At 48.8% G+C, this 26845-nt stretch carries 33 protein-coding genes; 27 read left to right on the forward strand and 6 right to left on the reverse strand.

Annotated elements, in window-relative coordinates:
- Window positions 1-7: 7 nt before the first annotated feature.
- The 9 genes from K7P76_RS30165 (at window position 8) to K7P76_RS30205 (ending at window position 8251) form a co-directional block, all read left to right on the forward strand.
- Window positions 8-976 (forward strand): XkdQ/YqbQ family protein, encoded by a 969-nt coding sequence (locus K7P76_RS30165; RefSeq protein WP_232189816.1) that lies wholly within the window; start codon window positions 8-10, stop codon window positions 974-976.
- On the forward strand, window positions 976-1320 hold the full coding sequence (locus K7P76_RS30170) for a DUF2577 domain-containing protein (RefSeq protein WP_232189817.1): 345 nt from the start codon (window positions 976-978) through the stop codon (window positions 1318-1320). Before K7P76_RS30165 ends, K7P76_RS30170 begins: the two co-directional genes overlap by 1 nt.
- Complete coding sequence (locus K7P76_RS30175) at window positions 1317-1718, forward strand: DUF2634 domain-containing protein (protein WP_232189818.1); 402 nt, start codon at window positions 1317-1319, stop codon at window positions 1716-1718. Before K7P76_RS30170 ends, K7P76_RS30175 begins: the two co-directional genes overlap by 4 nt.
- The gene (locus tag K7P76_RS30180; RefSeq protein ID WP_232189819.1) at window positions 1711-2790 is read left to right on the forward strand and encodes a baseplate J/gp47 family protein; all 1080 of its coding nucleotides are present in this window, start codon (window positions 1711-1713) and stop codon (window positions 2788-2790) included. The genes K7P76_RS30175 and K7P76_RS30180 overlap by 8 nt, the downstream gene beginning before the upstream one ends.
- Complete coding sequence (locus tag K7P76_RS30185; protein ID WP_232189820.1) at window positions 2783-3367, forward strand: putative phage tail protein; 585 nt, start codon at window positions 2783-2785, stop codon at window positions 3365-3367. Before K7P76_RS30180 ends, K7P76_RS30185 begins: the two co-directional genes overlap by 8 nt.
- Window positions 3364-3648: a ketopantoate hydroxymethyltransferase gene (locus tag K7P76_RS30190; protein ID WP_232189821.1), complete on the forward strand. Its 285-nt coding sequence runs from the start codon at window positions 3364-3366 to the stop codon at window positions 3646-3648. The genes K7P76_RS30185 and K7P76_RS30190 overlap by 4 nt, the downstream gene beginning before the upstream one ends.
- On the forward strand, window positions 3648-6917 hold the full coding sequence (locus K7P76_RS30195) for a phage tail protein (RefSeq protein WP_232189822.1): 3270 nt from the start codon (window positions 3648-3650) through the stop codon (window positions 6915-6917). The genes K7P76_RS30190 and K7P76_RS30195 overlap by 1 nt, the downstream gene beginning before the upstream one ends.
- A 67-nt stretch (window positions 6918-6984) precedes the next feature.
- A complete protein-coding gene (locus K7P76_RS30200; RefSeq protein ID WP_232189823.1) occupies window positions 6985-7449 on the forward strand; it encodes a phage holin family protein in 465 nt (154 codons plus the stop codon).
- On the forward strand, window positions 7442-8251 hold the full coding sequence (locus K7P76_RS30205; RefSeq protein ID WP_232189824.1) for a C39 family peptidase: 810 nt from the start codon (window positions 7442-7444) through the stop codon (window positions 8249-8251). The genes K7P76_RS30200 and K7P76_RS30205 overlap by 8 nt, the downstream gene beginning before the upstream one ends.
- A gap of 91 nt (window positions 8252-8342) precedes the next feature.
- Here the strand turns inward: K7P76_RS30205 and K7P76_RS30210 are convergent, their stop codons facing one another.
- The 4 genes from K7P76_RS30210 to K7P76_RS30225 all read right to left on the reverse strand — a co-directional run bounded on the left by K7P76_RS30210 (window position 8343) and on the right by K7P76_RS30225 (window position 10450).
- Window positions 8343-8810 carry a hypothetical protein gene (locus K7P76_RS30210; protein WP_232189825.1) on the reverse strand — a complete coding sequence of 156 codons (468 nt, stop codon included), beginning with the start codon at window positions 8808-8810 and terminating at the stop codon, window positions 8343-8345.
- Window positions 8811-8979: 169 nt separating this feature from the next.
- Window positions 8980-9606, reverse strand: a complete 627-nt coding sequence (locus tag K7P76_RS30215; protein WP_232189826.1) for a hypothetical protein — start codon at window positions 9604-9606, stop codon at window positions 8980-8982.
- A gap of 201 nt (window positions 9607-9807) precedes the next feature.
- Window positions 9808-10227 (reverse strand): type II toxin-antitoxin system HicB family antitoxin, encoded by a 420-nt coding sequence (locus K7P76_RS30220; protein ID WP_232189827.1) that lies wholly within the window; start codon window positions 10225-10227, stop codon window positions 9808-9810.
- Between the two features lie 34 nt (window positions 10228-10261).
- Window positions 10262-10450 carry a type II toxin-antitoxin system HicA family toxin gene (locus K7P76_RS30225; protein WP_232189828.1) on the reverse strand — a complete coding sequence of 63 codons (189 nt, stop codon included), beginning with the start codon at window positions 10448-10450 and terminating at the stop codon, window positions 10262-10264.
- Window positions 10451-10737: 287 nt separating this feature from the next.
- Between K7P76_RS30225 and K7P76_RS30230 the strand changes: the two genes are divergently transcribed.
- The 9 genes from K7P76_RS30230 to K7P76_RS30270 all read left to right on the forward strand — a co-directional run bounded on the left by K7P76_RS30230 (window position 10738) and on the right by K7P76_RS30270 (window position 15947).
- Entirely contained in the window at window positions 10738-11022 is a 285-nt protein-coding gene (locus K7P76_RS30230; protein ID WP_232189829.1) for a hypothetical protein, read from the forward strand.
- Complete coding sequence (locus tag K7P76_RS30235) at window positions 11016-11951, forward strand: type II secretion system F family protein (protein ID WP_232189830.1); 936 nt, start codon at window positions 11016-11018, stop codon at window positions 11949-11951. The genes K7P76_RS30230 and K7P76_RS30235 overlap by 7 nt, the downstream gene beginning before the upstream one ends.
- Window positions 11952-11971: 20 nt before the next feature.
- Window positions 11972-12865, forward strand: a complete 894-nt coding sequence (locus K7P76_RS30240; RefSeq protein WP_232189831.1) for a hypothetical protein — start codon at window positions 11972-11974, stop codon at window positions 12863-12865.
- A 15-nt stretch (window positions 12866-12880) separates the two neighbouring features.
- On the forward strand, window positions 12881-13030 hold the full coding sequence (locus K7P76_RS30245; RefSeq protein ID WP_232189832.1) for a hypothetical protein: 150 nt from the start codon (window positions 12881-12883) through the stop codon (window positions 13028-13030).
- 19 nt (window positions 13031-13049) lie between these two features.
- Window positions 13050-13196, forward strand: a complete 147-nt coding sequence (locus K7P76_RS30250) for a hypothetical protein (RefSeq protein WP_232189833.1) — start codon at window positions 13050-13052, stop codon at window positions 13194-13196.
- A complete protein-coding gene (locus K7P76_RS30255) occupies window positions 13193-13618 on the forward strand; it encodes a hypothetical protein (RefSeq protein ID WP_232189834.1) in 426 nt (141 codons plus the stop codon). Before K7P76_RS30250 ends, K7P76_RS30255 begins: the two co-directional genes overlap by 4 nt.
- A gap of 24 nt (window positions 13619-13642) precedes the next feature.
- Window positions 13643-14125, forward strand: a complete 483-nt coding sequence (locus K7P76_RS30260; RefSeq protein WP_232189835.1) for a hypothetical protein — start codon at window positions 13643-13645, stop codon at window positions 14123-14125.
- A gap of 74 nt (window positions 14126-14199) precedes the next feature.
- Window positions 14200-15414: a M24 family metallopeptidase gene (locus K7P76_RS30265; RefSeq protein ID WP_232189836.1), complete on the forward strand. Its 1215-nt coding sequence runs from the start codon at window positions 14200-14202 to the stop codon at window positions 15412-15414.
- A 149-nt stretch (window positions 15415-15563) separates the two neighbouring features.
- The gene (locus K7P76_RS30270; RefSeq protein ID WP_232189837.1) at window positions 15564-15947 is read left to right on the forward strand and encodes an ATPase; all 384 of its coding nucleotides are present in this window, start codon (window positions 15564-15566) and stop codon (window positions 15945-15947) included.
- An 82-nt stretch (window positions 15948-16029) separates the two neighbouring features.
- On the opposite strand, the gene K7P76_RS30275 is transcribed toward K7P76_RS30270, so the two are convergent.
- Entirely contained in the window at window positions 16030-17109 is a 1080-nt protein-coding gene (locus K7P76_RS30275) for an EAL domain-containing protein (protein ID WP_232189838.1), read from the reverse strand.
- A gap of 149 nt (window positions 17110-17258) precedes the next feature.
- On the opposite strand from K7P76_RS30275, the gene gatC reads away from it, so the two are divergent.
- The 8 genes from gatC (at window position 17259) to K7P76_RS30315 (ending at window position 24963) form a co-directional block, all read left to right on the forward strand.
- A complete protein-coding gene (gatC, locus tag K7P76_RS30280; RefSeq protein ID WP_232189839.1) occupies window positions 17259-17546 on the forward strand; it encodes an Asp-tRNA(Asn)/Glu-tRNA(Gln) amidotransferase subunit GatC in 288 nt (95 codons plus the stop codon).
- Window positions 17547-17566: 20 nt separating this feature from the next.
- Window positions 17567-19027 carry an Asp-tRNA(Asn)/Glu-tRNA(Gln) amidotransferase subunit GatA gene (gene gatA / locus K7P76_RS30285; RefSeq protein WP_232189840.1) on the forward strand — a complete coding sequence of 487 codons (1461 nt, stop codon included), beginning with the start codon at window positions 17567-17569 and terminating at the stop codon, window positions 19025-19027.
- 12 nt (window positions 19028-19039) lie between these two features.
- Window positions 19040-20473 carry an Asp-tRNA(Asn)/Glu-tRNA(Gln) amidotransferase subunit GatB gene (gene gatB, locus K7P76_RS30290; RefSeq protein ID WP_232189841.1) on the forward strand — a complete coding sequence of 478 codons (1434 nt, stop codon included), beginning with the start codon at window positions 19040-19042 and terminating at the stop codon, window positions 20471-20473.
- 67 nt (window positions 20474-20540) lie between these two features.
- Window positions 20541-21020: a GNAT family N-acetyltransferase gene (locus tag K7P76_RS30295; protein WP_232189842.1), complete on the forward strand. Its 480-nt coding sequence runs from the start codon at window positions 20541-20543 to the stop codon at window positions 21018-21020.
- Window positions 21021-21133: 113 nt separating this feature from the next.
- Entirely contained in the window at window positions 21134-21838 is a 705-nt protein-coding gene (locus K7P76_RS30300; protein WP_232189843.1) for an MgtC/SapB family protein, read from the forward strand.
- A gap of 22 nt (window positions 21839-21860) precedes the next feature.
- Complete coding sequence (locus K7P76_RS30305; protein ID WP_232189844.1) at window positions 21861-22520, forward strand: DUF6677 family protein; 660 nt, start codon at window positions 21861-21863, stop codon at window positions 22518-22520.
- Window positions 22521-22635: 115 nt separating this feature from the next.
- Window positions 22636-23067: a Fur family transcriptional regulator gene (locus K7P76_RS30310; protein WP_232189845.1), complete on the forward strand. Its 432-nt coding sequence runs from the start codon at window positions 22636-22638 to the stop codon at window positions 23065-23067.
- Between the two features lie 216 nt (window positions 23068-23283).
- The gene (locus K7P76_RS30315; RefSeq protein WP_232189846.1) at window positions 23284-24963 is read left to right on the forward strand and encodes a glycosyl hydrolase family 18 protein; all 1680 of its coding nucleotides are present in this window, start codon (window positions 23284-23286) and stop codon (window positions 24961-24963) included.
- A 67-nt stretch (window positions 24964-25030) separates the two neighbouring features.
- Here K7P76_RS30315 and K7P76_RS30320 read toward each other — a convergent pair whose 3' ends face one another.
- Window positions 25031-25408 carry a DUF2614 family zinc ribbon-containing protein gene (locus tag K7P76_RS30320; protein ID WP_232189847.1) on the reverse strand — a complete coding sequence of 126 codons (378 nt, stop codon included), beginning with the start codon at window positions 25406-25408 and terminating at the stop codon, window positions 25031-25033.
- Window positions 25409-25617: 209 nt separating this feature from the next.
- Between K7P76_RS30320 and K7P76_RS30325 the strand changes: the two genes are divergently transcribed.
- On the forward strand, window positions 25618-26502 hold the full coding sequence (locus tag K7P76_RS30325; protein ID WP_232189848.1) for a nucleotidyltransferase-like protein: 885 nt from the start codon (window positions 25618-25620) through the stop codon (window positions 26500-26502).
- The last annotated feature ends 343 nt before the right edge of the window (window positions 26503-26845 follow it).

Raw genomic sequence — 26845 nt, forward strand, 5'->3', positions numbered from 1 at the left:
AAGCGACATGCCCCTCGAGGTGATGATCGACAACAAAAACGGCAAGGTATGGGACATATCCGATATCGTCTCCGATATGGAGTGGCAGACAACCCGGATCGGAAAGGCCGGCAGCTTGAACTTTACTCTGATCGATGGCGGACTCTACGAGAACGCGAGTTTTGCCATTAACAATGGTGATATCATCCGTGTTCGGCTGGATGGCACCAATGTGTTCTACGGTTACGTGTTTGAAATCAGCTTCAGCGCCGACGAGGATGTCAAGATCAAGGCTTACGACCAGATCCGTTATCTGATGGCGAGCAACACTTACCTATTCGCCGGGAAAACCGCAACGGAGATCATTAAAACCATTGCCTCCGAATTCAAACTAAAGATCGGCACGTTGGTAGATACGAAGTACAAAATTCCTTCGCTCGTGGCGGATGGTCAGAAGCTGCTCGACACGATGTGCAAGGCGCTTGATCTAACGTTGATTAACGGAGGGGGCAACTATTATTTATTCGATGACTTCGGTGTTCTCGCTCTGAAGAACGTCAACCAGCCGCTCCCAGACTTTTATATCGGCGATGAGAGTTTGATGACTGATTACGATTACATGCAATCAATCGACAGTGATACTTATAATCGGGTTAAAATCGTACAAGACAACAAGAAGACTAAAAAGCGCGATGTGTACCTCGCTTTCGACAGCGCGAACATCGCCAAATGGGGGATGCTGCAGCTCTATCAAAAGGCGGACGAGGGCCTTAACGCCGCACAGATCAAACAAGTTCTGGACACGTTGATCCAACTTAAAAACCGGGAATCCAAGTCGCTTAGGCTTGAGGCGATCGGTGATATTCGTGTACGAGCTGGCAGCTATGTCCGCATCCGGATTGATCGTCTTGGGATTAATCAGCCGATGTTGGTTGACGAGTGTAGTCACAAATTTGACGGCGATCATACGATGTCGCTGACTCTGAAGGTGATATGATGAGTGGACTATTAGATGCAATTAAAAAAGCCGGGATAGGCGCCATTGGAGCTGGGCAGCCCGTTGCAATCCTGACCGGGACCGTCACAAAAGATAATCCGCTTGAGGTAACCGTCGATCAACGGTTTGCACTCACAGCGGATTTTTTAATTGTTCCGGAGTCGCTGACCAAATACGAGATCGATGCGAAGCACACGCATAGTTATGGCGGTGGTACGACCGGGCAGGCGCTGCCGGACAAGCTGTTGATCCGTCGCGGGCTGGAAACGGGTGACAAGCTGATCCTACTACGGGTACAAGGCGGTAATCAATATTTGATTTTGGATAGGGTGGTGGAGACGTGATCCCAACAGGCGGGCAAATCGATACGGATGAGTTGCAGGAGGTACAGTTGCCTAGCAGGACATATCGGCTTGATCTGGACAAGAAGCGCGCAACGGGCACGGTGGATGGTCTGGATGCGGTCCGTCAAGCCGTTCTCAAGATATTGCAAACAGAGCGATATGATTATCTAATCTACAGCTTTGATTATGGTTCCGAGACAGCGGGTATTACCGGCCGGTCTCCTGAGATCGTCCAATCAGAACTGACCCGGCGCATCCGGGAGGCACTGCTGCAGGACGATCGCATCAACGACGTGACCGATATGCAGATTACGGTAAGCGGCGACAGCGCCCTGGCGACGTTTACGGTCGTCTCGGATCAAGGATCATTTGAGGGAGGGGTGACCGTAGGTGTATGAGGCGCAGACGTATGATGCGATCCTGCAGCGCATGCTAGCCCGGGTGCCGAACGACATGGATAAGCGCGAGGGCTCGATTATTTACGACGCACTGGCTCCGGCCGCCGCCGAGCTGGCTCAGATATACGCGGAGTTAGATGTAAATTACAATTTGTCCTTCGCGGACACGGCAACCGGGGACTACAGGAGACGGAGAGTCGCGGAGCACGGTACGATACACAAAGCGGCGACCGAAGCCCGGCGGCTTGGCCTCTTTTATAACGCTGCCAATGCGCTGATGGATGTGCCACTCGGCAGCCGGTACTCGATTTCTGGCGTCAACTACACGGCCACTAACCGGTTGTCGATCGGAAATTTCGAGCTCACTTGCGATTCGACCGGCATCATTGGTAATCAGTATTTCGGCCAGTTGCTGCCGATCGATTATGTGGACGGCTTGGCCCGCGCTGAACTAGCAGATGTTCGGATCCCTGGTGCTGAAGAGGAGACCGACGATGCATTGCTTACTCGCTTCCTGGCTGAGATCAATGCGCAGCCGTTCGGCGGCAACGTTGGAGATTATTTGCAAAAGGTCGGTGACCTGGATGGCGTTGGCGGTGTCAAGGTATTTCCGGCTTGGGCCGGAGGAGGTACAGTCAAAATCACGATCGTCGACAGCAGCTACTCGCCGCCCCCGCCTGCGCTTGTGAACGAGGTCCAAACGATTTTGGACCCGGTGGTCAACAGTGGGGTGGGCATCGGCCTAGCGCCGATCGGGCACCGGGTGACTGTAACTGGGGCAGCTCCGGTCACAATCAATGTCACCACGACGGTCACACTGCAGAGTGGCTTTACGATCGGTCAGGTGCAGGAGGCTTTGGAGGCGGCCGTAGCCGAGTACCTGCTGTCTCTCCGCCGGACATGGGCTAGTGTTAAACAGTCGGTCGTGCGAATCGCGCCTATGGAGGCACGAATGCTTGGTGTCGAAGGTGTAGCGGACGTCTCGGGCACAACCTTAAACGGCACCGCCGCGAATGTCATGCTGACCGAGGCGCAGATTCCGGTGTTGGGGACGGTGACGATCCTTGAGTGATCCACTGATGACGTACTTGCCGGTGTTTTACCGGGATGTGACGGAGTTTATCGAATTGACTGCGACGGAGGACGTGGAGCTGCAGGCGCTGCAGACGGCGATCAACCGGCTCTTTAATGACCAGTTTGTCCTGACCAGCTCGGAAGAGGCGGTGCGCCGGCGCGAGCGGATGCTCGAAATTGTTGCGGATCCGACGACTGAAACGCTCAGCTTCCGGCGGATCCGGATCATCAACCGATACACGACCAAGCCTCCGTTTACTGAGCGATACCTGCAACAAAAGCTAGACTTTATCGCCGGAGTGCCTGGGTTGGTTGTCGTTGAGGTCGATCCGGTCGACTTTGTGCTGCAGATCAGTGTCGGAGTGGAGAACGCGGCGGTGCTCCGGGAGATCGAATACACCGTTAATTTGCTCAAGCCGGCTAATCTGGTTTATCAGCCGACGACCTTTGTCGCGGAGCGGATCGGGCTGCTTGACCAGGCTTTTGTAATCGGCCTCAACCGCCTGACTAAGCTTGGCAGTTGGCAGGTCGGAATCACACCATTTTCCGTCCGAAGGAGTCCGGTGCCATTATGATAGCACAAACTTATCTGAACGAATTGACAACCTATACTAATACTAAGATTGCGAAAGTCGTCTTGAATGATACAGTCGAGATTACGAGCTTCCTGCTCAAATCGACAACCGATAACGTTCTGACGATTGAATACCTGGTTTTAATGGGTACGGTTGCGACCGTCACCAAAATGGAACTTAAATCATCCGCAGGCGCGGTGGTTAGTACACGAACGGTCAACGTACCGATTATCGAGGACACAATCATGCGGCATGTTATTACATTAGAGGAGGTTGTCTAATGGCTTTCACTGCAAAGACTAACTGGCAATTCGGCGATACGGTTACTGAGACGGATCTGAATCGGATCGAGCAAGGGATCAAGACGCTGGACCTGGACAAAGCCGGGTATACGGACCTTAACAGTGCCATCGCTCAAAAGTCCATCGACGGTGCCGTTCGCACCGCAACAACTGCCAACATCACACTCTCCGGCTTGCAGACGATCGACGGTGTAGTACTGGTAGTGGGCGACCGCGTCCTCGTCAAAAATCAGACGACCGGGAGCCAGAACGGCATTTACGTCGTAGACTCTGCCGTATGGGCACGCGCAACGGACTCAGACAGCACGGCCAAGATATTAGGCGGCATCAGCGTATACGTCCGTGAAGGGACAAACAATGGTGGCAAGGGTTTTACGATGAGCAATGCCGGTACAATAACGCTGGGCACGACAGCGCTGATTTTTGTGCAGTTGATGGGTGCAGGTGCGGATACAACAAAAGCTCCGCTTGCCTCACCTGCCTTGACAGGTACTCCAACCGCTCCGACTCCAGCAGCAGGAGATAATTCAACGAAAATTCCCACTACCGCTTGGGTAAACAATAATTCATTGGTAGCTACAACAGCTTCTATAACTCTGTATGTTGATGCAGTAAATGGGAATGACGGAAACACCGGACTTGCCGCCGGCGCTGGAAACGCATTACAAAGCATCAGCGCAGCGCTTGCTAAAGTCCCTAAAATCTTGAAACATACAGTTACTATTAATGTAGCTGCCGGAACGTATCCTGGACTTGTTAATATTGATGGATTTATGTCGGGAGGATTTAACGGCTATCTCAATATTATTGGGGATTCTAATAACACAACACGTTCGCGCATTATTAGTGGTCAGATTAATATTCGTGGATGTTTAGTAGAAATATCTGTTAGTGGACTAACGTTAACTTACCCGTCCTCAACTCCAATAAATATTCTTGGCTGTTCAAGAGTTGTCTTAACGGATATAGTCGTTGATACAATTGCATCGTTACTCGGTATCCTAATTGATAAAAGTATAGCGCTGTTAATAACATGCGTAATAAGTAACCGATTAGTTGCTATCCAAGCACAAGCAAACTCTTCGGTTATGGCAGTAGGCTGTTCAGGTACAGGGAATACTACTGGAATGTATGCGTCTAGTTCGAATATTGTATTTAGCAGTGGTAGGCCAACTGGAACTACTAACGCCTCGCAAAATTCAGGAGGTAGCATCATTGACACATCTATAGCACCAACTGCTTCGCCAGCATTTACAGGTTCTCCAACAGCTCCAACGCCTTCATTGGGGAATAATTCTTCGGCACTCGCGACAACGAATTGGGTTAATCTTAATTCACTCGTTACAACAACTGGACTTATGATGTTGTATGTTGATGCGGTAAACGGAAACGATGCTAACACTGGCCTTTCCGCGGGTGCAGGAAACGCTCTTGCGACCATTCAGGCTGCTCTTGATAAAGTTCCAAAGATTCTAAAGCACAACGTCTCAATCATTGTAGCTGCAGGAACTTATAATCCAGCTTCAACCCTTAATATTGATGGATTTTTAGATGGAGGTAATACTACCAATGTGACACTTTCGATTCATGGGGATCCCGATAATACGACGAGATCACGTATTATTGCTAACACGATTAATATTCGAGGATGTTCTGCTCATATTTATTTTTCGGGCTTTACTAACTCCGTTAACAATTCACTCAACGTTTATGATTGCACTACACCACCGATTCTGAATAACTATGTAGCAGTTGCAGTTAGTGCATCAGCTGGTATTAACTGTGTGCGATCCAAACTTTATCTGAACAACTGCGTTCTTAGCAATCGAACGCTTGGTATTCTTGCTGACATGCTTTCTCAAGTTTTTATGAGTGGATGTTCAGGGACAGGTAATACAACAGCAATAAATGCACAAAACGGCGCAACAGTAGTGACAGGGCCTGGAGGAGCACTTCCCGCCGGTGCACTGGTTACGTCAAATGGTGGAAGTATAGTGGATGCTATAGCACCACTTGGAAGCCCAATTTTTACGGGGAATCCAAAAGCTCCGACACCTACCGCTGGGGATAATTCAACAAATATTCCGACAACCGCTTGGATCAATCAAAATTCCTTGGTTGCGACTACGTCCGGCATTACACTTTATGTTGACTCAGTAAACGGAAACGACTCCAACACAGGGCTGTCAGCTGGTGCAGGAAATGCACTGGCAACAATTAACGGCGCTCTTGCAAAAATTCCAAAATTGCTTAAACACAACATATTTATCAACGTTGCGCCAGGTACGTATCCATCATGTACTATTGATGGTTTTATTGGATTATCGTCCGCAGGAATGATTACGATTAATGGGGACACTGATAATACAACTCGTTCTCGAAATGTATCTGGGCAGCTTAATATTCGTGGTTGTTCTGCATCGATTAACATTAATGGGATTACGTCTACGTATGCTGCTTCGACTGCTCTTTTTATTGGTGACTGCACGGGGCGTATAATCATGACGAACTTCGTCAACGTATCTAGTTCAGCATCTCTTGGATGCTTTGTTAGCAAAAGCACAGTTGAATTTTCAACATGCGTAATTAGCAATCGTGGGTCTGCAATTCTGGGGCAAGACACAAGTTTTGTTCTAGCAAATGCATGTACTGGAACTTCTAATACCAATGCTTTTTTTGCATCAATGGGTGCGGTAATCTTATTTAGCAATGGTAAGCCTTCAGGAGCCTTACAACAAGATACTGGAGGAAGTATCGTTGACACAGCTATTGCATCTCTGAATAGTCCTGCATTCACTGGAATGCCGTCGTTCACAGCTAGTGGGACTGCTCCATTTTCTGTTGTTTCACCAACTATCGTCCCTAATCTTAACGCCGATATGGTAGGCGGTTATCACGAAACTGACTTCATGAGAAAGATTGCTGGTCTAACCGATTACCTAATCACTACAACTGGCCTATCAAATTATTTGGGACATACACCGGCAACGAGCGGCGCATTTTTACTGTATGTTTATGCTAGAGTTAAAACGGCCGCGACTACTCTTTATTTAGATTGTCAATACATTGACGAATCGGGAACGGCGAAAACAAAAGTCATACAAGCGTCCACAAGTTTGGCTGTTGGCGGTTATACTTATGCGCCTGTATATGTGGAAGTAATGGCAACAACCGGAAATATATACTTGGGGATAAATGCGGCAACGGCGAACCAAGTACACATAACAGCGAGTTTGATAAGAGTTTAAGGCATCGACAAACTTTACTAAGCCCCGTTTCTAGCGGGGCTCTTACTATATGAAGGAGGCCAATCTCATGAATCAAGGAAAAGAGCTTGTATTGAATCTATGGACAGCCGCTGCAGGTACAAACAGTAAAGAGGCTGCATGGGGCGGATGGGTTGCAATTGCCGGGACAGTCGGGGCACTACTGGGCGGGTGGGATAAGTCTCTGCAGCTTCTCTTAGTCCTCATGGTGGCGGATTACGTGACAGGTGTACTTGGTGCGATCAAGCTTAAGCGAGTCAACAGCGATACCATGTACTGGGGCGGCATCCGAAAGGTGACCGTCCTTTTTGTTGTCGGCTTAGCAGCATTATTGGATGATTGGCTGCAACCGGGAGCGCCGGTGTTTAGAACAGCGGCTATTTACTTTTACGTTGGACGTGAAGGCCTCTCGGTTGTGGAAAACCTTGGTACGATGGGAACACCTCTTCCTAGTTGGCTTAAGACTTTGCTGCAGCAGTTGGGTGAGAAAGGAGAGGAAAAGGCGAATGGATAAACTCATCTATTACAGCCAAGAAGACCCGCGCTGGAAGGATATCCTTTACTCTAACCGTAGTGATCCCAAGCAAACAATTGCCGCCTCTGGATGCGGTCCAACATGCTTCGCTATGGTCGCTAGTTCGTTCATTGGGCGAAGAGTGCTGCCGCCAGAATCTGCGCAGTTCGCTATCAGCCACGGATATCGGACTGATGATAATGGTACTTCTTGGGGATTCTTCTTAGAAGCTGCCAAAGCATATGGCCTCTCCTGCATGCAAACGGGAAGCCTAGAAGAAGCCAAGCAAGCTTTATCGAATGGCGCGCTAGTCATCGCATCCATGCGTTTCGGACATTTCACGGGAGCCGGTCATTATATACTGCTCGTAGGAATCCACGACAAATGGATCGACGTTTATGATCCGAACCCGGACAATCGTAAGTATGGAATAGATGGCCTCATTCGCGAGGGCGTGAAGGATGACGGCAAGGTAACTGCGGACGAAACGGTTTTCCGGAGGGAAGCAGCGCAATATTGGATTTTTACAACCATTAATACAAACGAGGGGGATCAACCTATGACAGCTATTGAACAAAAAGCGTTCGAGGCTTTGCAGATAAAAGTAGAGGAACAATCAAGCGCCTTGACCGTGCTTACATTAAAGATCAAAGACCTAGAAACTAACATTCCGGCTCCTAAGTGGTTCATTATTGAGTTCGGGGATAAGGTGCTGGAGAAGATCAAGGATCCGACTGGTACGTTGGAATTTTGGCGTTCACTGGCCGTGTCGTTGAGAGTTCAGGGGTATAAAAAGAAATAGCATTAAGCGCCCGGGGCTTCGGCTTCCGGGCTTTTTTTTGTTTTACCTCAGGATAGTTTTCCTTACCTCATATTCCCATACGCTTGGGAAATTACTTTGTAAAACCCTTCTCGCGCATCAGGCGCTTTATCTCTTCGGCCCTATCGCTTAGCTTTGCTTTGACGTTATTGACTTGATTCACATTTCGATGCTTCTTTATGATTTCCCGGACATAAGAACTATCAATGAAACGTTCGGGGCTTTCAATGACCGGATTTGTTGCATTTAATATTTGTTCGGGATTTTCGGATATTCTTTTCAGGAGTGAGAACAACAATAAATGAGATTTCCTTCCGCAGGCTCTCATATGATCAAGGCTTCGCCAATCAATTTGAATTGAGTCACCAATAGTTGTAAGTCCGCTGCGTATTAAGCAATTGTATAATCGATTGAAAGTTGGAACAGAGTCTGTTTCGATTAATGCTAATTTAAGCGAGGATACATTCAAGGACAAACACTCTTCTGCAACCGGGAAGTAGTGTTTCAGGGGCTTGTCGTAGTCTATCCTAGTTTGCAACATGGATCACTCCCTGATGTTCAAAATTATACTGTAAGTAAAACGTAGTACAAGCGATAGAATTTAACAATGGACTCATAACCTACTTGAGAGATCAGGAAAAGTTTCCTTACCAAATTCCCAAGCGCTAGGGATTATGGCGTGTTCTTCGTGAAAATATAACAAAGTCATGTTAGTTCAACGGATATTGTGGTGACTCGTTATGTCCCCGATGTTTGAATAAATCTCGAACTTCTTTATTAAAGCACACCCTACACAAGGTAAATTCTTCACGTTTATGATATTTGCTATGAAAATCAACTGCTATTTCAATAGATGGGAAACCAATCCAACAACCGTCAAATACATAATCATGTTCAATACCCGACTTAAATCGCACTCGACTAGTTGCCAAAGAAGCTTTAGTGCAACTGTCTTTATGGAGGGTAAAGCGTCGGGCCTTAAAATTGATCTTTAACCAATATTTGATTGGTAAAGTCGCTATACTTATCTCGGTCGAATATCGGTTTCTAAACGCTTCCGGATCTTCTGTTATTCGATCAAGGAGATCAAGCAACATTGATTCACCGCCCGGACCGAGGCCTTTTATGTCACTTAGACTATCCCAATTTAACGCCATAACGTCACCGAGCGTCGAGCATTTACACCGAGAAAGTAAATTCATTACTCTTGTCGGATTCGGCTTGTAATCCAATTCTAGCGCAACGGATTTTAGGCATGAAGCATCTAGCTGTAGGAATTCACTTGGAAATTGATAAATACTTTGCAGGGTCGGTTTACTGTCCAATGAATGAGCCATTTCGCTTCACCCCCTGATGTGTGGTTCAAATTCATCCCTATGAACATTTTGCCAGCCAAGTTGATTAAACACAATTGATATTTAGTTTCAAAGTGATCTATGTAAAGGGGAGAAGTATGCTCCCTCGTTGCGGGATCCCGCGAACGCTCCATCATCGCGACGGTGCGTTTTCGTCCGTTCCCCAGGACTCAACAGGCGGATTTACTTGTCGGCAGTTATGCCCAGGCTTCGTTTAATACCATCTTGCAGGATTGCGGAGAAGTTCAGTCCATTCCGTTCGGCTTCATCATTAAGCCATTTGGGGACTGTGAGCGTCTTTTTGACGGCTCTGGACTCCATAGCTTCTCTGACAGTAGGCATGTAAACCCGAACCTCACAAACGGCCTCATCTTCCTCAAGCTGCCTCATAATGGTGTCAAGGCTGGAGGGGTCGGGGATATCATCGCCTTCATTCTCCATAATGCATAAAAACCCACCTAAAGCCTCCTTGGCTTCAACGTGTGCCTGTTCCGCTGTATCCCCACTTGTGAAGCATCCGGGTAGATCGGGAAACCGTACTGAAACACCTTCGGGCGCATAATGCAAAACTGCCCAATAACGATAAACATCTTTTTTACTCACTATATTAACCTCCTTGGGGGAAAGGGCCTACGCCCTATATCCCCGCGCTTTTCAGAATGTTTTTTTGAGTCTTGGGAGGGAAGCTGTCTCTTGGATGCGGTACTGTTACCTTTCCGGGTTTCGTTGGATGTTTGTAAAAATGATGGCTTCCATTAGCTCCTATGTAGTACCATCCATCCGCTTCGATCAGCTTTATGATTTCCCTAGAGCTATAAGCCTTCATTGTGCTCCTCCTTTCTATCTTTATTATACACGTATAAATAACACGTGTCAACAAATATATACGTACAAATTATACGTATAAATTTATCTCGGTTTACCATTTAAGTAGGGAACGGGGGGAGGAAATCCCCCACATTTTCCCCACAAACCACTGTGATTTTCCCCGATTTTTGGCGACCTTAAATGACCGTCTTATAATGAAGAAACTCAATAAGAAAAAGCCCTAATGACCAGTACCGACTTATACCGAATAGACCAACTGAAATGTGTATGCTTGATGGGAGAGGAATGAATCCGATCTCCATGATCAGGCGCATAACCGAGCACGTAACGCACATTGGATTCGAGATGCGAATGATCGATGGCATGCGGAAGCTGGCCAGAGTCGGAGAATTCGAATGGCGCAACGGCGTCGTTGCGATTCGGGACTTGATCCGTTACGAGGAGTCCACCGGACGATGGATTTTCCCCGAGTCTTTCTCCGAACGGGCTCTGCGGAAAATTTCAAGAACGGATTCGCAAGGCTACCGGTCTATCTCGGAGTCGGCAAAAGGGGAGTCGGTCTCATGTTGAAACTCGCTATCATTTCTCTTGTCGCAGTTCTTTTCCTATTGCTCTATGCATGCTTTCGTTTTGGTCTATCCGCGTGGTGGGATGGACAATCCCGTAAACGCCGGTTAAACGCCAATAAAGAAGCTCGCTGGAATCTCGATCTGTCGCGGCAAATGATTCGGTTAAGCAAGCCTCACCAGCATATTGCCGATTTGTTGCTGGCGCTCAGGTGGAGAATGAAGCCGAAAGGCTTTGCGGTTTCCTGTTTCGGGATGGGCATGTTGGGCGTCGCGGGCGGGGTACTTGTTTTCCAATCCTTTCGCGCCGTCGTTATTCTTATGCTCATAATGGGATGCCTTCCGTATTTGCTGCTGCGCATGTCTTTGATTAATAGACAAATGGCGACCAGGCTTGAGTTTCTGCCGGCCGTAGAACTGTTCTATCAAAGTTATCTGGTTACCGGATGCCGCCACATCCGGGTTGCTTTACAGAAAACAGTAGAAGAACGGCGGCTTCCCGGCGAAGTGCAGGCAGTGTTCGATCAGCTTTACCGGAATTTGTCGGTTAGGGGGGACGATGACGGAAGCTTGCGCCGGTTTTCCTTGTCTTTCGGCCATATGTGGGCGGATTATTTCGGCAGTATTCTCAAGGTGGCGCTTGAAGAGGGAAACAACGTGGCGGATAACTTGAAGGAATTAATATCAGATATGCGCAAAGCCCAGATGGCCAATCAGATAGAACGACATCGGCTGCTCGAAATACGGATGGCGAATTTCGCCCCGATCCTATTTTTAACTCTGTTTCTCGGCATCAACTTTAGGCTTAATCCCGAAGGAAGCCACAAGTATTACATTATGGACTCCGCGGGAAGAGGCATGCTGCTTAACTCCGTCGTCTTGTTATTTGGATCGTTGATGATGGGTCTCTATTTGTCCAAACGCAAAATATAAAAGAGGGAGGGGTGCCAATTGTGACGGACTACATCCAGACGCTCATTATCGCAATAGGCGGACTCATCCAGTTCGTCCTTCTGTTTGTTGGGATAACCGTCATGATGAAACTGTCTTTCGTCCCTCGCAATCGCTGGCGTATTCATTTGCGAGGCTGGCGCGAAAGACGAACGCCCCGTTGGTGGCTTAAGGTTTGGCGAACAGACAAGGAGAGCGTAAGCCTGCAGGAGAGGCGGATGCTGTTAGCCGGCTGCGGTATTCGGTATCCACCCGAAGTGTATTTGGCTTACAGAAGGTGTTTGTTGTTCGTGCTTCCTCTTATGGCGGGAGTAATCTATGAATGCGAAGAAAAGGGATTATTTCCTTCTCTGCTCAGTTGGAATGTTATCTTTGGCATACTGCTTATTATTGTAATGGCTGCTTGCGACCGAATGTGGCTGCAATCGATCCGTCGCTATAGGTCGGATCGAATCCGACGGGAAATCGTGGCCGTTAGCAGCCAATTGCTCTACTATACGGGGTCAAGGCTGCATCTGCATGGCAAGCTGATGAAGTGTCTTGTTTTAACCAAACATATCCGAGGCGAGATGGGGTTATTGCTTAATGAATGGTACCACGATGCGGATAAGGCATTGAAGCGGTTCAAGGAACGGCTCGGTACCGACGAAGCCTATGGGTTTGCCGAGAGCATGCGTTCTCTCCGCCTTAACGAAAGCCAGGAAATCTACGATATGTTGCGGGAAGTCGTGCGGGACTACAAAGCTCAGATTGAGTTGGCTAAAGACGGACGCAAAGAAACGACCTCTTATCTCCTTTTCGTGCTTGCGGGAATCCCGATCCTGTATACGTTTCAAATCTTTCTTTACCCATGGGTACAAGAAGCGGCCAAACTTTTCGATGCTCTTAATCCTTAGGAAGGAGGTGTTGGGATGAGAAATATTCTGATTACCGTTATGATGCTCATCGTAGTTGCACTTATGTTTAATACGATCGTAGCTCAAGATAACACGGGAACTCGCGCCCGTATAGAAACCCACGGGAGTACGGCCAATACGACGCTTGGAAATCTGCAGCCTTAATAGGAAGGGAGCGATAGGGATGCGACAGCTTTTAATGACGGTGCTGCTAATCGTAACCGTTGTACTGCTTTATACACGTATTACGCAAGGCGACGAAGGCACGCATGGGAAAATTACGTCCTCCGGCGGGAGGATGGCAGATCATATTTCCCGGATTAACCCGTGAAGCAATTGCTCGTATTCGTGTTGTTTGCCGCTTTGTTTTGTTGGTTAATGTTTTCACCCATTTACAAGCATGTATTAGTTATTCGGCAAGCTTTGCTTCAGCAAGAGGTCGATTATTTGCTCGAAGTAGGGGCAAGCGGCAAATATGGGTATATTGACGGCGAGATGGTCGCGGAATCACGGGGAAGACTCTCTCAGTATGGATTCTCTGCTCCGCTCCTCGATTACGAGATATCTTCTACTACGGGCGCTGAAGGAGATAACGCGGCGATCCCTCTGCCAAGAGGTACCGGTATTAAGCTGCTAATCTCGTATCCTTACGAGAATTTGCTTAACATTGATCGGTTGATTGGACTTGAGCCGCCTTCGGAGGATGCCCGTATCGCAGGAGGAGGGATGAAGATGAGCGAGTACGTACCTTAACTGAGCTAAGGGGTTTGCAACAATATGGCCAAGCTAGTGTTTAGCGTGCTTATGATCGTCATTTGGTGGATGCTTCATGCTCTTCAGATGGATGAGGAGCTTGCGATGGGGACGGTTCATGAGGCCAAACGCGCTGTTGACCGCGCCGCGCACGCGGCGGCTCAGCAGCTCGATCGGGATAAACTGGAGCTGGGCGTTTTATCGATTAAGGCGGAATTCGCGGAACAAAAGGCACTCGCGTATTTGCAAGAAAATCTATCGTTAGATGCAGGTTTGAACCCGCAGCCGGGAAGCTTTCTCCGGGATCCAGCGGAAGTACGGCTTTTCAAAATCGTTAATGAAGGGGTCGTGTATCCCTATACTTATCGAAATTCTCTCTACGACTACGAAGTCACGCTTGATCGACCAGGCGTCATATTGATCGTTCACGTAAAATATCCCCGGCTATTCGGAGTATTAGCCCCCGTGGAGTGGGATTTAAAAGGCTCTGCCGAGTTGGTTTATTAAGCTCTTGTTGACGTGATCCCCCTTCTTTGCTCTAATGATAACGTGTGGATTGCCATTAAAGGGGTGTCGACCGGATGCAGATTTTCCCTCCTCGAGAAGAGTGGTACAACCGCCAACAGCGGCTGCAACAAAAGCTAATTCAAGATGGTTTAAAAGGCTGTTTGATTTCTCAGAACGTCGGTATCTATTATTTCACCGGCTCCATGCAAACCGGCTACTTATTTATGCCTGCCGATGGTGATCCTACATATTATGTTCGGAGAAGCATAGCGCGGGCGTTCAAGGAGTCGCAAGTACGGACGGTTGAGCTAGGCTCGTTACGGCAGTTCGGCAAGCAGTTGGAATCCGATTATCCCTCGGTGTTCATCTCTGAATCAGATAACCCGCTGTTGATAGGTGCCGACATGGATGTCATGCCAGCGCAATTATATGTCCGTCTGGCGGAGGCGATTCCGCAAGCGCAATTAAAAGATGGCTCTGCATTGCTAAGGAATGTTCGCAGCGTGAAATCTCCCTATGAGATCGATTGTATTTCAAGGGCAGCCGAGGTGGCTGCTGCAGCTTTGGAAGAAGGGATCGCGGCTCTACAAGAAGATATGACTGAGCTCGAGCTCATCGCTATCATTGAAAATGCAATGCGGAAGCGAGGCCATATCGGTCTTATGAGGATGCGCGGTTACAACCAAGAAATTATGACGGGTGTTGTTTCGGCGGGAGAAGCCGCGGCGGAGCCTACTTACTTCGATGGCCCTGCCGGCGGCCGCGGGTTATCTCCAGCGGCCCCGCAAAGCGTTAGTCTGCGTCCGATCGGACGAAATGAGACCATCTTAATCGACATTGGTTGCTGCATCGATGGATATACGATTGACCAGACTCGCACTGCCGTTATCGGCGAGCTTCCTTCGGAGCTTCAAGCTGCGTACGAGACGGCCGAAGCGATTATAAGGCGCAGCGAACAGCTGCTGCGTCCCGGAACGAAGCCGGAGCAACTATACGCGCAAGCTTTGGAAATGGCGGAAGCGGCGGGATTGTCCGAGCATTTCATGGGCTTTGGCCGGGATCAAGTCAAATTTCTCGGTCATGGCATTGGCCTCGAGATCGATGAGTGGCCCGTTCTTGCACGAGGATTTCAAGATCCGCTGGAGCCGGGAATGACACTTGCGGTTGAGCCAAAGTTTACCTTTCCGGGTCTTGGTGTCGTCGGCATAGAGAACACCTATCTCATTACGGAAACCGGCTGCAGACCCCTGACTCAGTCCCCCGAGAGAATATATACGATACAAATTTAAAAGCGATAGAATTCCTATCACCAGATGCCGATTTTGGTTTCTGGTGATTTTTTATGCTATTTTCCCATACAACAGCATTTGCATAGAGTAGCCCTTTTTAGTAGGATAGTAATATTATTACCGCGTGCATCGAGAAGGGGAGAATCGGGATGCTGAAACTGGGGGAAAAAATCGTTATCGTGGATGACCGGTTTGAACAGAATTTGCCGGTAGGCGAATACGGTTATGTGATCGCTTATGATCGTAATAACGATAGCGCATTTGACTATATTATCCGTGTGCCTAAAGCCAATAGACAATTCTATGTTCCCTGCGAGGATATCGAATTGGAAGAAACGCTGCTAGAGCTTGAAGCAGATCGAATCGAAAGAGAAGCGCTTATTGACTTCGCATTGGTTACTCGAAATGAGGAGCTGTTTAAGCGGATCATGAACGGCGGGCAAGAAGAGGAACAACCCGTCGAAGAAGCAAGCAAAGAAGTGTTAAGCCGCGAAGAATTTATTCGCCAGGTCAACTTAAAAGCGTGGATATAATTCAGGCTAGCCGTTAACGTATACGCCAAAGCGCGCCGTAAGTATCTTGTCATCCAAGATGCATACGGCGCGCTTTGCCAATTCACTTACTTACCGCAACCCGGATACCCGCCGGTACAGGTGTGGCTCGCCCGAATAAATAACCTTGAAACAACGATACCCCGGCTTTGCGCAAGTAATCCCATTCCGCTTGGCGCTCCAATCCCTCCGCCAGAACAACGCCATGAAAATGAGAAACGCGGTCAAGCAATTCGTCGATATATCGTTGTTTCCCCGTGTCCGTATCACAGTTGCTAACCCACTTGCGATCCATTTTAACGTAATCGGGTTGAAGGCGATCGACGGCATCAAGATTAGCGAAACCGACTCCTACGTCGTCTAACGCAAGGCGAACGCCCTCTTGCCGATAAACATCGAATACCTTCAATAACCCGGGATCATCGAGCGGTTCGGATTCCATCACTTCGAATACGTAGTCGCCCGGATCCGTCCCCGTTTCCTTCATCATTTCGAAAGTGCCTTTCAGGCAAGCTGTCGGACAATGGAGCGAGGAAGGCAGGAAATTAATAAACCTTTTGATCCCGTTCTGCAGATGTGCGGCGCCCATGCGGATTGCCGAATGCCTCGCTTCCCTGTCCAGAAAGGAATGCTGGCCGATCCGTCTCGCCTTCTCGAATAATTCTGCCGGGCGAAAAGGAATTTGTTCCGGCAACGGACGCAATAGAAACTCGTACCCGATAATGTTGCCGCTCGGCTGCACGACGGGCTGAAGATGGGTCGTAAATAACCGATGCAAAATATAGTCGGATACGTTATGCCCTCCCACTTCGCCAAAAAGCTCCGACAAAGGAATCCACGCCTCATCTTCGCCGTCCTTATTTTCCGCTAACCGATCGTCGGTTTGTTTGTCGTCATAGCAAATCCGGCATTGAATGCTTCGGGCATCGTCGGCTGGCAGCCGTGCCTGCAAATTACTCATGAGCTTAAGCAGTTGTTGCTGGTTGTCGTATTGCAGCCCGATCGGAAGGTCTTCCGATTTCTCGGTATCCTGGATGGCTTCTCGCAATAGAGTACGCAAGCTTAGATCGTCAGCCGCAAATTCCACATAACCTGAATCCCGCAGTGGAATCGAAGATAAACCTTTATGGTAACGGGACATCATTTTTCCCTCCTCGCTTCTGTGCCTATAGTTTTCTTTTACCCTTTTACCTTGTACGTGAAGCGGGTTTGAATCATTGAGTTCCCTTAGTTTGTCCGATATAATGAAAAGAATGAGCAGATAAGTGGATTTTAAGGAGGGTTAATACAAGCATGAGTATCACGAAAAAAGACGTAGAGCATGTTGCGAATTTAGCGCGTCTTGAGCTGTCGGATGCCGAGAAAGAGCAATTCGGAGATCAGTTAAACGCTATTCTTAAATATGCGGATAAATTGAACGAATTAAACACGGACGGGATAGAACCGACCAGCCATGTGTTGCCTCTAGCCAATGTAATGAGAGCAGATACGGTTAAACCATCCTGGCCCATTGAGAAAGTACTTCTCAACGCTCCGGAGGAAGAGGACGGTCAATTCAAAGTACCGCCCGTTCTGGAATAAAGACTTAGGAGGAGCAAAGAATGTCAGTTTTTGACTTGAAATTGTCCGAAATACATAACCGTCTTCACGATAAGCAATTATCCGTTACCGACCTGGTGGAGCAATCCTTCAAACGGATTACCGATACGGACGACAAAATCGGCGCGTTTCTCACGTTAAATGAAGAAGGCGCGCGCAAGGAAGCCCAAGCATTGGATGCCCAACTTGCTTCAGGGGACGAACGGGGCCTCTTGTTCGGTATTCCGGCAGGCATCAAGGACAATATCGTTACCGAAGGATTGCTGACGACATGCGGTAGCAAATTTCTTGGAAACCATAATCCAATCTACGATGCGGCAGTCGTAACGAAGCTTCGCGCGGCACAATCCGTCACGATAGGCAAGCTGAACATGGACGAGTTTGCGATGGGCGGTTCCAACGAGAATTCCGCGTACCATCCCGTCCACAATCCTTGGGACTTAGACCGAGTACCCGGCGGCTCAAGCGGCGGGTCGGCGGCAGCGGTTGCCGCTGGACAAGTATATTTCACGCTTGGCTCCGATACGGGCGGTTCCATTCGCCAGCCGGCCGCATATTGCGGCGTTGTCGGATTAAAGCCGACCTACGGCCTTGTTTCCCGATTCGGCCTAGTTGCATTCGCGTCTTCGCTTGATCAGATCGGGCCCATCACGAAAAACGTCGAAGATTCCGCCTATGTCCTGCAAGCGATCGCGGGTCATGACGAGAGGGACTCCACCTCCGCTAACGTCGAAATCCCGGATTATCTTTCCGCTCTTACCGGCGATGTCAAAGGCTTGCGGATTGGGGTGCCTAAAGAATATTTGGGTCAAGGGATTGACCCGCAGGTCAAAGAACGCGTACTTGAAGCGTTAAAAGTTTTTGAATCGATGGGTGCCGTGTGGGAAGAAGTCTCATTACCGCATACGGATTACGCCGTCGCTACTTATTATTTGTTAGCATCGTCCGAAGCATCCTCCAACCTGGCTCGATTCGACGGCGTACGTTACGGCGTTCGCGCCGACAATCCGTCCAACCTGCTTGATCTATACCGCCGTTCTCGCAGCGAAGGGTTCGGAGCCGAAGTGAAGCGCAGGATCATGTTAGGAACATATGCGCTCAGCTCCGGTTATTATGATGCTTATTATAAAAAGGCTCAGCAGGTTCGTACGCTTATCAAACGCGATTTCGATCAAGTATTCGAGAAATTCGATCTAATTATCGGACCAACGGCACCAACGCCGGCTTTTAAATTAGGCGAACAAGTCGGAGATCCGCTCACGATGTATTTGAACGATATTTGCACGATTCCTGTCAGTTTGGCGGGCGTGCCCGCAATTAGCGTTCCATGCGGTTTAGCGGACGGATTGCCCGTAGGACTGCAAATTATCGGCAAGCCGTTCGACGAGCAGACGGTACTGAGAGCCGCGCACGCATTCGAAAGCCAAACCGGGTTTCATAACCTGCGTCCGGCCCTGTCTTAGGAGGAGCATAACATGTCCAAATATGAAACGGTCGTCGGTCTTGAAGTACACGTCGAGCTGCATACGAAGTCCAAAATTTTCTGCGGCTGCTCCACTTCTTTCGGCGCACCTCCCAATACGCACACTTGCCCCGTATGCCTTGGTCATCCGGGCGTTCTGCCGGTGTTGAACCGCCAAGCGGTGGAATACGCGATGAAAGCGGCAATGGCCATTAACTGCGATATCGCCGAATGGTGCAAATTTGACCGGAAAAACTACTTCTATCCCGATTCGCCCAAAGCTTATCAGATTTCCCAATTCGACCAGCCGATCGGCGAGAATGGTTGGATCGACATCGAAGTGAACGGCCAGACGAAACGGATCGGTATTACCCGACTCCATCTGGAAGAAGACGCCGGCAAGCTGACCCATATCGACGGCGGTTTTGGCTCCTTGGCCGACTTTAACCGCGTTGGAACGCCTCTTGTTGAAATCGTATCGGAACCCGATATTCGTTCTCCGGAGGAAGCGAAAGCTTATTTAGAGAAGCTTAGAGCGATTATGCAATATTGCGATGTTTCCGACGTGAAGATGGAAGAAGGCAGCCTTCGTTGCGACGCAAACATCAGCATTCGCCCTTATGGCCAAGAGAAATTCGGTACGCGTGCTGAGCTTAAAAACATGAATTCCTTCCGCGGCGTGCAGCGCGGCTTGGAATACGAGGAACTGCGTCAGGCGGACGTTCTGGATAGCGGCGGTACCGTTGTACAGGAAACGCGGCGCTGGGATGAAGGCCAAGGGAAAACGATCAGCATGCGTAGTAAGGAAGAAGCGCATGATTACCGTTATTTCCCGGACCCGGATTTGGTACGTCTGCACATTGATGCCGAGTGGAAGTCTCGCGTTCAAGCTTCGATTCCGGAGCTTCCGGATGCCCGCCAATCTCGGTATATTCAGCAGTATGGCCTGTCCTCCTACGATGCGGGCGTATTAACCGCTTCGATGAAGCTTGCGGATTTCTTCGAGGAAAGCCTTAAGCATACGAGTGACGCGAAAGCATCCGCGAACTGGATCATGGGGGAGTTGCTCGGCTATCTGAACGCCAACGGTCTGGAACTTGACGATGTCAAGATTACGGGCCAAGGGCTAGGCGAGATGATTCAGCTGATCGAGAAAGGCACGATAAGCTCCAAAATCGCCAAAACCGTTTTCAAGGGGTTGATTGAGACGGGGAAATCGCCGCAGCAGATCGTCGAGGAGCAAGGATTGGTCCAAATCAGCGATGAGGGCGCCATTCTGGCGGTCGTGGACGCGATTATCGCAGCCAATCCACAATCGGTAGAGGATTTCCGCAACGGCAAGGAAAAGGCGATCGGTTTTCTAGTGGGCCAGATCATGAAAGAAACGAAGGGTAAAGCTAACCCTGGTCTTGTCAACAAATTGCTGATAGATCGGCTGAACGCATAAAAATAAAGAAACGGCAAATTCGCTTAGCGGCGGGTTTGTCGTTTTGCTCTTGAGAGGAGGATCGATTATGGGCATCGTATCTTTGAATATTAAAGAGCAGGAAGCGGCCGAGGAAGTATGGGCTTTGCAGCATCCGGCTTATCGGGTAGAAGCGGCATTGATTGGGGTTGCTGATCTGCCTCCGCTCCAGGATACGGTTAAATCGCTGCAAACATGCGGTGAAACGTTCTGGGGATACCGGGACGACGATTCCGGAGAGCTTGTGGGCGCGGTTTCGTATGAGCGGGAGCGGGAAGGGGAGAGACGATATACGATCTGCAGGCTGATGGTCCATCCGGACTTTATGCGCCGAGGCATTGGTCGTTTAATGATGGAGCATATACTGTCCGACACGCCAAACTCTGCTGCTTGGACTGTGACAGCTGAAATCCGCAATTTGCCGGCAATCATATTGTATGAACGCTTCGGGTTCATGCGGTCCGAGACATTCGAGCCTATCCCGGGAATTACGATGCTGCGTCTAGAACGCGCGCCGAATAGGGAATGATTAATCGTGTCAACTCCGACCTCAGCCTAGGTTCCATCCCCGTCCGAAAACCATTGTCGGGTCAAATTACAGCGTGATACAATGATGAAAATGAATCGGCGAAAGGGATGCGAATGCACAATCCTTGGGTATTAGATAATGTGCATCTTGTTGTCCGGCTGCTTCTATCCGTCATACTCGGCGGGTTGGTCGGATTTGAACGAGAACGCACAAATCACGCGGCCGGCTTACGAACGCATGCGTTAGTAAGCTTGGGCTCCTGCTTGCTAATGATTTTATCTATGTATGGCTTTGCGGATTTCGTAGGCGAACCGAATGTTAGCTTGGATCCTGCACGGCTGGCCGCTCAAGTCATTACGGGTGTCGGCTTTCTAGGAGCGGGTACAATACTTTTCACCGGCAAATCGATTACGGGATTGACGACCGCAGCATCTATTTGGGTTGTCATGGCCGTTGGGCTTACGGTTGGTGCCGGATTTTACTTGCCAGCCATTCTTTCTGCCATAATGATCCTTCTGATTTTGTGGGGTCTAAGTATCGTGGAAAAGCGATATGTAAACCATCGGCGCCAATGCACGTTCGTTGTTACCGCGGATGCCCAAACACAGCGAGTCGAAGGCTTTCAAAGCCTGCTGGATCAGCATGGCGCCAAGTTGGTAAAGGTTCGATTTATCGATGCGGTCGATGATGCGCCAAATGCGGGTATCAAGCAACAACAAATCTTGATCACCGTCATACTTCCGCACAGAGAGCAATTGATTGCCATAGCGGACGAGTTTAATCGAATGGATGGAGTAAGATCCGTTGCAGCGGAATAAAGAGAGAGTCGGAGGTATTCACATGAAAGAAACTGATGATTGGGGCCGCCCTCAAGAGTATCCGTCGCCACCGAATCCGGATTCCGGTGAACGAATCCATGAGCAATGGTCTCCAGGATATGGAGCCCCTCCGGCTTATGCCAGGGAGCAAGGGCCTCGGATTGGCAGAAGAAGAAAGTGGGTAGCCGGGTTATTGGCTTTTTTAGTTCCGGGAATCGGGCATATGTATTTAGGGTTGATGATCAAAGGTATCGTCCTTATGCTGCTTATCGCCTTTGATATTACGGCTATCGTATACGTCTCCCAAGAAGGAGACAATGGGTTATCCGTCGTTCTCCTAAGTCTGCTGCTGCCGATCATCTACTTCTATAACCTATTCGATGCGCTTCAAAGCACGGATTCCGTCAATGAACGCAAAGCCTTCCCCATTCATAATGCCCCCGAAGGCTGGGCGAATCGGCCAGTTAATCCCACCATAGAGAATAGTATCAAGGGGATGCCTCCAGCAGGAATTCTGTTTCTTGCGGCGGCAGGAATTGTCGTTCTTGTTATGGCAGATAGGAGCTGGACACACTGGATATTCAACTCTACTGGATCGATGTTAGGGGCGATTGTCCTTATCGGTGCCGGCGTAGGGCTATGGTTCTGGGAAATGCGCGGACAGCATGGCGGTAAAAGATGATCGTTTTACGTCGTTTTCGGGGTGTATCTTCCATTGACAATGATCGGATACGAAACGTAGAATAAAGCTATACCTGTTTTTAGTAAGCAGGCGTTATAGGAAAGGCTGTGAGAGCATGGACTCCAAGGTCGTGCATGCCGTGGACCAGCTCAAATCGGGCGGCGTCCGGATGACACCGCAACGGTATGCCATTCTTAAATATCTCATGGAATCAATTACGCATCCGACGGCTGATGATATTTTTCGCGCGCTTTCTCCGCAATATCCGAGCTTGAGCGTTGCTACAGTTTATAATAACCTGAAAGTCTTCGTAGATGCCGACCTTGTTCGCGAGCTGACCTATGGAGATGATTCCAGCCGCTTCGACGCCGACATGTCCGATCATTATCATGTGACTTGCACGAAATGCGGAACAATGGTCGATTTCGATTATCCGCCGGTGAGAGAAGTAGAGGAAGCGGCAGCCGCTTCGACTGGATTTAGTGTGTTGGGTCATAGGATGGAAATATTCGGACTCTGTCCGGCATGCAAGGTCATGCATTCCTAATTCCGTCTAATTTATGGATATACGCGCGAAGGTTAATGCCTTGGCGCCTTTTTTCGTTTAAGCGTCTTAGTCTAGCAACTTTCCGGTTGTTCGCATCGTTTTTTCTATCAAGGACATGCCTTCATCCAGATCAACAAATACGGGAGTGAAATAATATTGAATACCGCTTCGATGACAGGACCTCGTCGTGCGCGTCGACGTACGAGACCTTGGATTATGTTGCTGCTGCTCTTCGTGGCGGCTGCCGTCGCTATCATCTGGTGGAAAGCATCCGGTTTGCCTAATTCGTCCTATATAAAACCCGAATACTCTTCGAAGCCTTTTCCGGTTATGGTCCAAGGGAAGTGGACGAACGCTTATGCTCAAGGGAACAAGGAAGGGTTGCTGATTCCTATAGCGGTTGCCCAGCAGTTGGTGGGTGACGGAGTTCGTTATGAGGAAAAGACGGAATCGATTATTTTGACGACGGAAACGAAAGTGCTGCATTTTAAAACCGGGGAATTGGACGCTACGTTAAATCGGAAGCCGTTCGCTTTGCGATTTGCCGCCAAGAAAGTAGACGGAAAGCTTTATTTGCCGTTAGCGCCGCTTACCGAATTGTTCGGAGTGAAGGCCGAGGTTGGCGAATCGACGGGCATCGTTACGCTCTTAATGCCTGGAGAAGCCATTCAGCATGCAGGAGTTCCCGATGCGAATGAGAAGGGAATCAAGCTTCGGGAAGGTTCGGACAAGTCGTTTGCGATTATTGAAGATTTGCCGGCCGGAGCGGATTTGCGATTGTGGGGAGAATCGGATGGATGGTATAAAGCCCAATCTAAATCCGGTCATATCGGCTATGTATCCAAAGGGAGTGTCACTTTGCTGTCCGTAGAGCAAATTCCTGAGTCGACAGCCCCCGAAGACTCTTTTGTAGCCTGGAAGGGAACGGGGAAGCGAATCAATCTGACTTGGGAAGCCGTATATTCCGCTAATCCCGACCCGAATAAAATCGGAGAGCTTCCCGGCGTTAACGTCGTAAGTCCGACTTGGTTCGAGTTGCTCGATGGCAAAGGGAACATACGCAGTAAAGCCGATGCGGGCTACTCGACATGGGCCCGTTCCAAGGGGATTCAAGTATGGGGGCTTTACAGCAACGGGTTTGAACCCGATCGTACGCATATCGCGCTTGCTTCTTACGAATCGCGGTTTGCGATGATTCAACAGCTGTTGGCCTATGCCAAGACGTTTAAGCTTCAAGGAATCAACATTGATTTCGAGAATGTATATACGAAAGACAAGGACAACCTCGTTCAGTTCATGCGGGAAATGACCCCTCTCCTGCACGAACAAAATCTCGTTGTTTCAATAGATGTTACTCCGAAGTCGAATAGCGAGATGTGGTCCGCGTTTCTAGATAGGGAACGCTTAGGTACGATCGTTGACTTCATGATGGTAATGGCTTACGACGAGCATTGGGCCTCGAGTCCTGTATCGGGTTCCGTTTCCTCGTTATCTTGGGCCGAGAACTCGATCCAACGAATTTTGGAAGAAGATCGCGTGCCCTCGAGCAAATTAATTTTGAGCATTCCGTACTACACGCGGATATGGACGGAGGAACCGGACGGTAAACAAGGCGTCAAGGTTACTTCCAAGACGATGGATATGGATGCCGTGCAGCAGCTATTGAAAGAAAAGAAGCTAAAGCCGACGTTCTCCGAGGAGACGGGTCAGCGTTACGTGGAATTCAAGGAAGGCAATCTCGTGAAAAAGATATGGATCGAGGATGCATCTTCTATACGAGCGCGTGCCGAAATAGCTAAGAAGTACAATTTGGCGGGTATCGCTTCATGGCGCCGAGGATTTGAATCGTCCGACATTTGGGGCGTACTTGATAAAACATTGCAAAGTCGTCCATAAAAAAACCTCCGGAGCATCGACTGAATAGTCGGGTTCCGGAGGTTTTGATTTGTTTGCTTAGTTTTCTTTAAGGCTGGGTTTGAAGCGGCGTTTCTTCCGACATGTCAGATTGTGTGCCGGTTGTCGCTTTCTCTGGGTCTAACGTAAGAATCGTATGACAGTACATGCAGCGATCCGTCGTACCTAGCATCTTCGTTCTTTTGTTGCATTCAGGACAATCGATTACGGGAGCGCTAGTGGACAGCATGCCAACCCAGAAATAGATACCCATGCTCACGAAGCAGCTAATGATTCCGAATACCATGAAGATTGCGGCGATGATTTTGCCGACTTCCCCGAATAGTAAAATTCCGCTTGTTCCGAAAATCATAATCCCCATACCGACTAGCACGAGCAATAGCCCCCATGTGCGCATCGTCGATATTTTGCTGGCTTTCCATTTCATATTAATATCTCCCATCCTCAATGACCGTATAAGGTCGTTCTATTACTTGATCATTCCGTCTCGGACGCTATGCAGGAAACGGGAGGTGCGTTGTAGAACTAGACCATACTCGTAAAATTAATTATAGCTCACATTTAGCGGACAGACCACCTTGGAACAAATCATGCGAGGTCTGTAACCTTGATCGGGGTGTGAATAAGGTGGAGCGAATGGATAATAAGGAATTGTTTTATTCCGAACAGTTAGGTCAGGAGGAAGGGTTAATCAGCCTTCTTCTTGTTGCGAATCCATTTTCCTATCAACCGTTAATTGATGGGATGGACCGCTTGGCTCTTATTGTAACGAACGTTGCGAATCTGAACAAGGATACCGAGCACTGGATATGGAAAGACTTGCGTATTCAAGTAAGAAGGGTCACTCCGGAAACGTTGGAGAGCTGGATCGTAAGCGGAGAAAACCGCAATGTCGTTCACTGGCTTGTTGAAGGCGACATCATGATCGACCGCGAGGGATACATAACGGATTTGCGCGATCGTTTGATGGAATGGTCGCCGCTTATCCGCGAACAGAAGCTGCTCAGCGAATTTTCCCGGTTTGTGCGCACTTATCTGCAAGCCAAGCAAGATATTAAAGATGGCCAAGTATTAGATGCGTATTCCAATGTATTGTCCTCTTTGCATTATTGGGCGCATATCGCTCTGGTCGAACAGGGGATGCATCCCGAATTAACGGTTTGGGAGCAGATGAGAAGGGTTAATCCAGGGATATACAAGCTTTTCGAAGAGTTGACGACAAGCGGGGAAACGCTGGAACAACGTGTGCAGCTCGTGCTGCTAGCCTGTGAGTTTTCCGTTCTGAACAAAATGGAATCCTCGTGCGCATTGCTTATTCGACTGATTGAGAGCCGCGACGAATCCTGGACGCCTTCGGAGCTATTGCGGCACCCTGATTTGTCAGGGCTCTCTCTGGATATGTCGATACTTCTTCAGAAGCTCGTCAAACGTGGCTGTATTCGTGAAATAGCAAAACCGGCGCATCGACAAATTAGGGGATTATTAGAGCTTCGATATGCCTCGGCAAGCCATTTGCGATAATGCTGAAGAAATGTCGAATTTATCGTTGACTTGGTATACGGTTCTATGATAAATTATATCTCGCCGCTGAAAAAGCAGTGCGAAGCGGACACAGTAAAACATCAATCGACAGGAAATGGAATAAAAAAAGTTCTTGCATTGATAGTAGGCACTGTGGTATATTATAAAAGTCGCCGTTAGCGCGGATGACGAAAAACGAAGCACAAAAAGCAACAAAAAAAGCAACACAAATTGTTCTTTGAAAACTGAACATTGAGCGTAAGAAAACGAACAAACGTCTGAAGATGACTTCGGTTGTCGGATGGCAAACCAGCAGTACAGATTGAGCCTCAAAGGCTCTTTA

It is taken from the genome of Cohnella silvisoli, assembly GCF_021190915.1.
Lineage (GTDB): Bacteria > Bacillota > Bacilli > Paenibacillales > Paenibacillaceae > Cohnella > Cohnella silvisoli.

Excerpts from the sequence above, each read along its gene's own strand:
- K7P76_RS30250 (WP_232189833.1), top strand. The coding sequence starts at position 13,050 with ATGCGACAGCTTTTAATGACGGTGCTGCTAATCGTAACCGTTGTACTG.
- K7P76_RS30230 (WP_232189829.1), top strand. The coding sequence starts at position 10,738 with ATGAATCCGATCTCCATGATCAGGCGCATAACCGAGCACGTAACGCAC.
- K7P76_RS30225 (WP_232189828.1), bottom strand. The coding sequence starts at position 10,450 with ATGAAGGCTTATAGCTCTAGGGAAATCATAAAGCTGATCGAAGCGGAT.
- gatA (WP_232189840.1), top strand. The coding sequence starts at position 17,567 with ATGTCAGTTTTTGACTTGAAATTGTCCGAAATACATAACCGTCTTCAC.
- K7P76_RS30170 (WP_232189817.1), top strand. The coding sequence starts at position 976 with ATGAGTGGACTATTAGATGCAATTAAAAAAGCCGGGATAGGCGCCATT.
- K7P76_RS30165 (WP_232189816.1), top strand. The coding sequence starts at position 8 with ATGCCCCTCGAGGTGATGATCGACAACAAAAACGGCAAGGTATGGGAC.
- K7P76_RS30325 (WP_232189848.1), top strand. The coding sequence starts at position 25,618 with ATGGATAATAAGGAATTGTTTTATTCCGAACAGTTAGGTCAGGAGGAA.
- K7P76_RS30265 (WP_232189836.1), top strand. The coding sequence starts at position 14,200 with ATGCAGATTTTCCCTCCTCGAGAAGAGTGGTACAACCGCCAACAGCGG.
- K7P76_RS30210 (WP_232189825.1), bottom strand. The coding sequence starts at position 8,810 with ATGTTGCAAACTAGGATAGACTACGACAAGCCCCTGAAACACTACTTC.
- K7P76_RS30310 (WP_232189845.1), top strand. The coding sequence starts at position 22,636 with ATGGACTCCAAGGTCGTGCATGCCGTGGACCAGCTCAAATCGGGCGGC.
- K7P76_RS30190 (WP_232189821.1), top strand. The coding sequence starts at position 3,364 with ATGATAGCACAAACTTATCTGAACGAATTGACAACCTATACTAATACT.
- K7P76_RS30215 (WP_232189826.1), bottom strand. The coding sequence starts at position 9,606 with ATGGCTCATTCATTGGACAGTAAACCGACCCTGCAAAGTATTTATCAA.
- K7P76_RS30205 (WP_232189824.1), top strand. The coding sequence starts at position 7,442 with ATGGATAAACTCATCTATTACAGCCAAGAAGACCCGCGCTGGAAGGAT.
- K7P76_RS30260 (WP_232189835.1), top strand. The coding sequence starts at position 13,643 with ATGGCCAAGCTAGTGTTTAGCGTGCTTATGATCGTCATTTGGTGGATG.
- K7P76_RS30195 (WP_232189822.1), top strand. The coding sequence starts at position 3,648 with ATGGCTTTCACTGCAAAGACTAACTGGCAATTCGGCGATACGGTTACT.
- K7P76_RS30295 (WP_232189842.1), top strand. The coding sequence starts at position 20,541 with ATGGGCATCGTATCTTTGAATATTAAAGAGCAGGAAGCGGCCGAGGAA.
- K7P76_RS30245 (WP_232189832.1), top strand. The coding sequence starts at position 12,881 with ATGAGAAATATTCTGATTACCGTTATGATGCTCATCGTAGTTGCACTT.
- K7P76_RS30275 (WP_232189838.1), bottom strand. The coding sequence starts at position 17,109 with ATGATGTCCCGTTACCATAAAGGTTTATCTTCGATTCCACTGCGGGAT.
- K7P76_RS30315 (WP_232189846.1), top strand. The coding sequence starts at position 23,284 with ATGTTGCTGCTGCTCTTCGTGGCGGCTGCCGTCGCTATCATCTGGTGG.
- K7P76_RS30320 (WP_232189847.1), bottom strand. The coding sequence starts at position 25,408 with ATGAAATGGAAAGCCAGCAAAATATCGACGATGCGCACATGGGGGCTA.
- K7P76_RS30300 (WP_232189843.1), top strand. The coding sequence starts at position 21,134 with ATGCACAATCCTTGGGTATTAGATAATGTGCATCTTGTTGTCCGGCTG.
- K7P76_RS30235 (WP_232189830.1), top strand. The coding sequence starts at position 11,016 with ATGTTGAAACTCGCTATCATTTCTCTTGTCGCAGTTCTTTTCCTATTG.
- K7P76_RS30200 (WP_232189823.1), top strand. The coding sequence starts at position 6,985 with ATGAATCAAGGAAAAGAGCTTGTATTGAATCTATGGACAGCCGCTGCA.
- K7P76_RS30270 (WP_232189837.1), top strand. The coding sequence starts at position 15,564 with ATGCTGAAACTGGGGGAAAAAATCGTTATCGTGGATGACCGGTTTGAA.
- gatC (WP_232189839.1), top strand. The coding sequence starts at position 17,259 with ATGAGTATCACGAAAAAAGACGTAGAGCATGTTGCGAATTTAGCGCGT.
- K7P76_RS30305 (WP_232189844.1), top strand. The coding sequence starts at position 21,861 with ATGAAAGAAACTGATGATTGGGGCCGCCCTCAAGAGTATCCGTCGCCA.
- gatB (WP_232189841.1), top strand. The coding sequence starts at position 19,040 with ATGTCCAAATATGAAACGGTCGTCGGTCTTGAAGTACACGTCGAGCTG.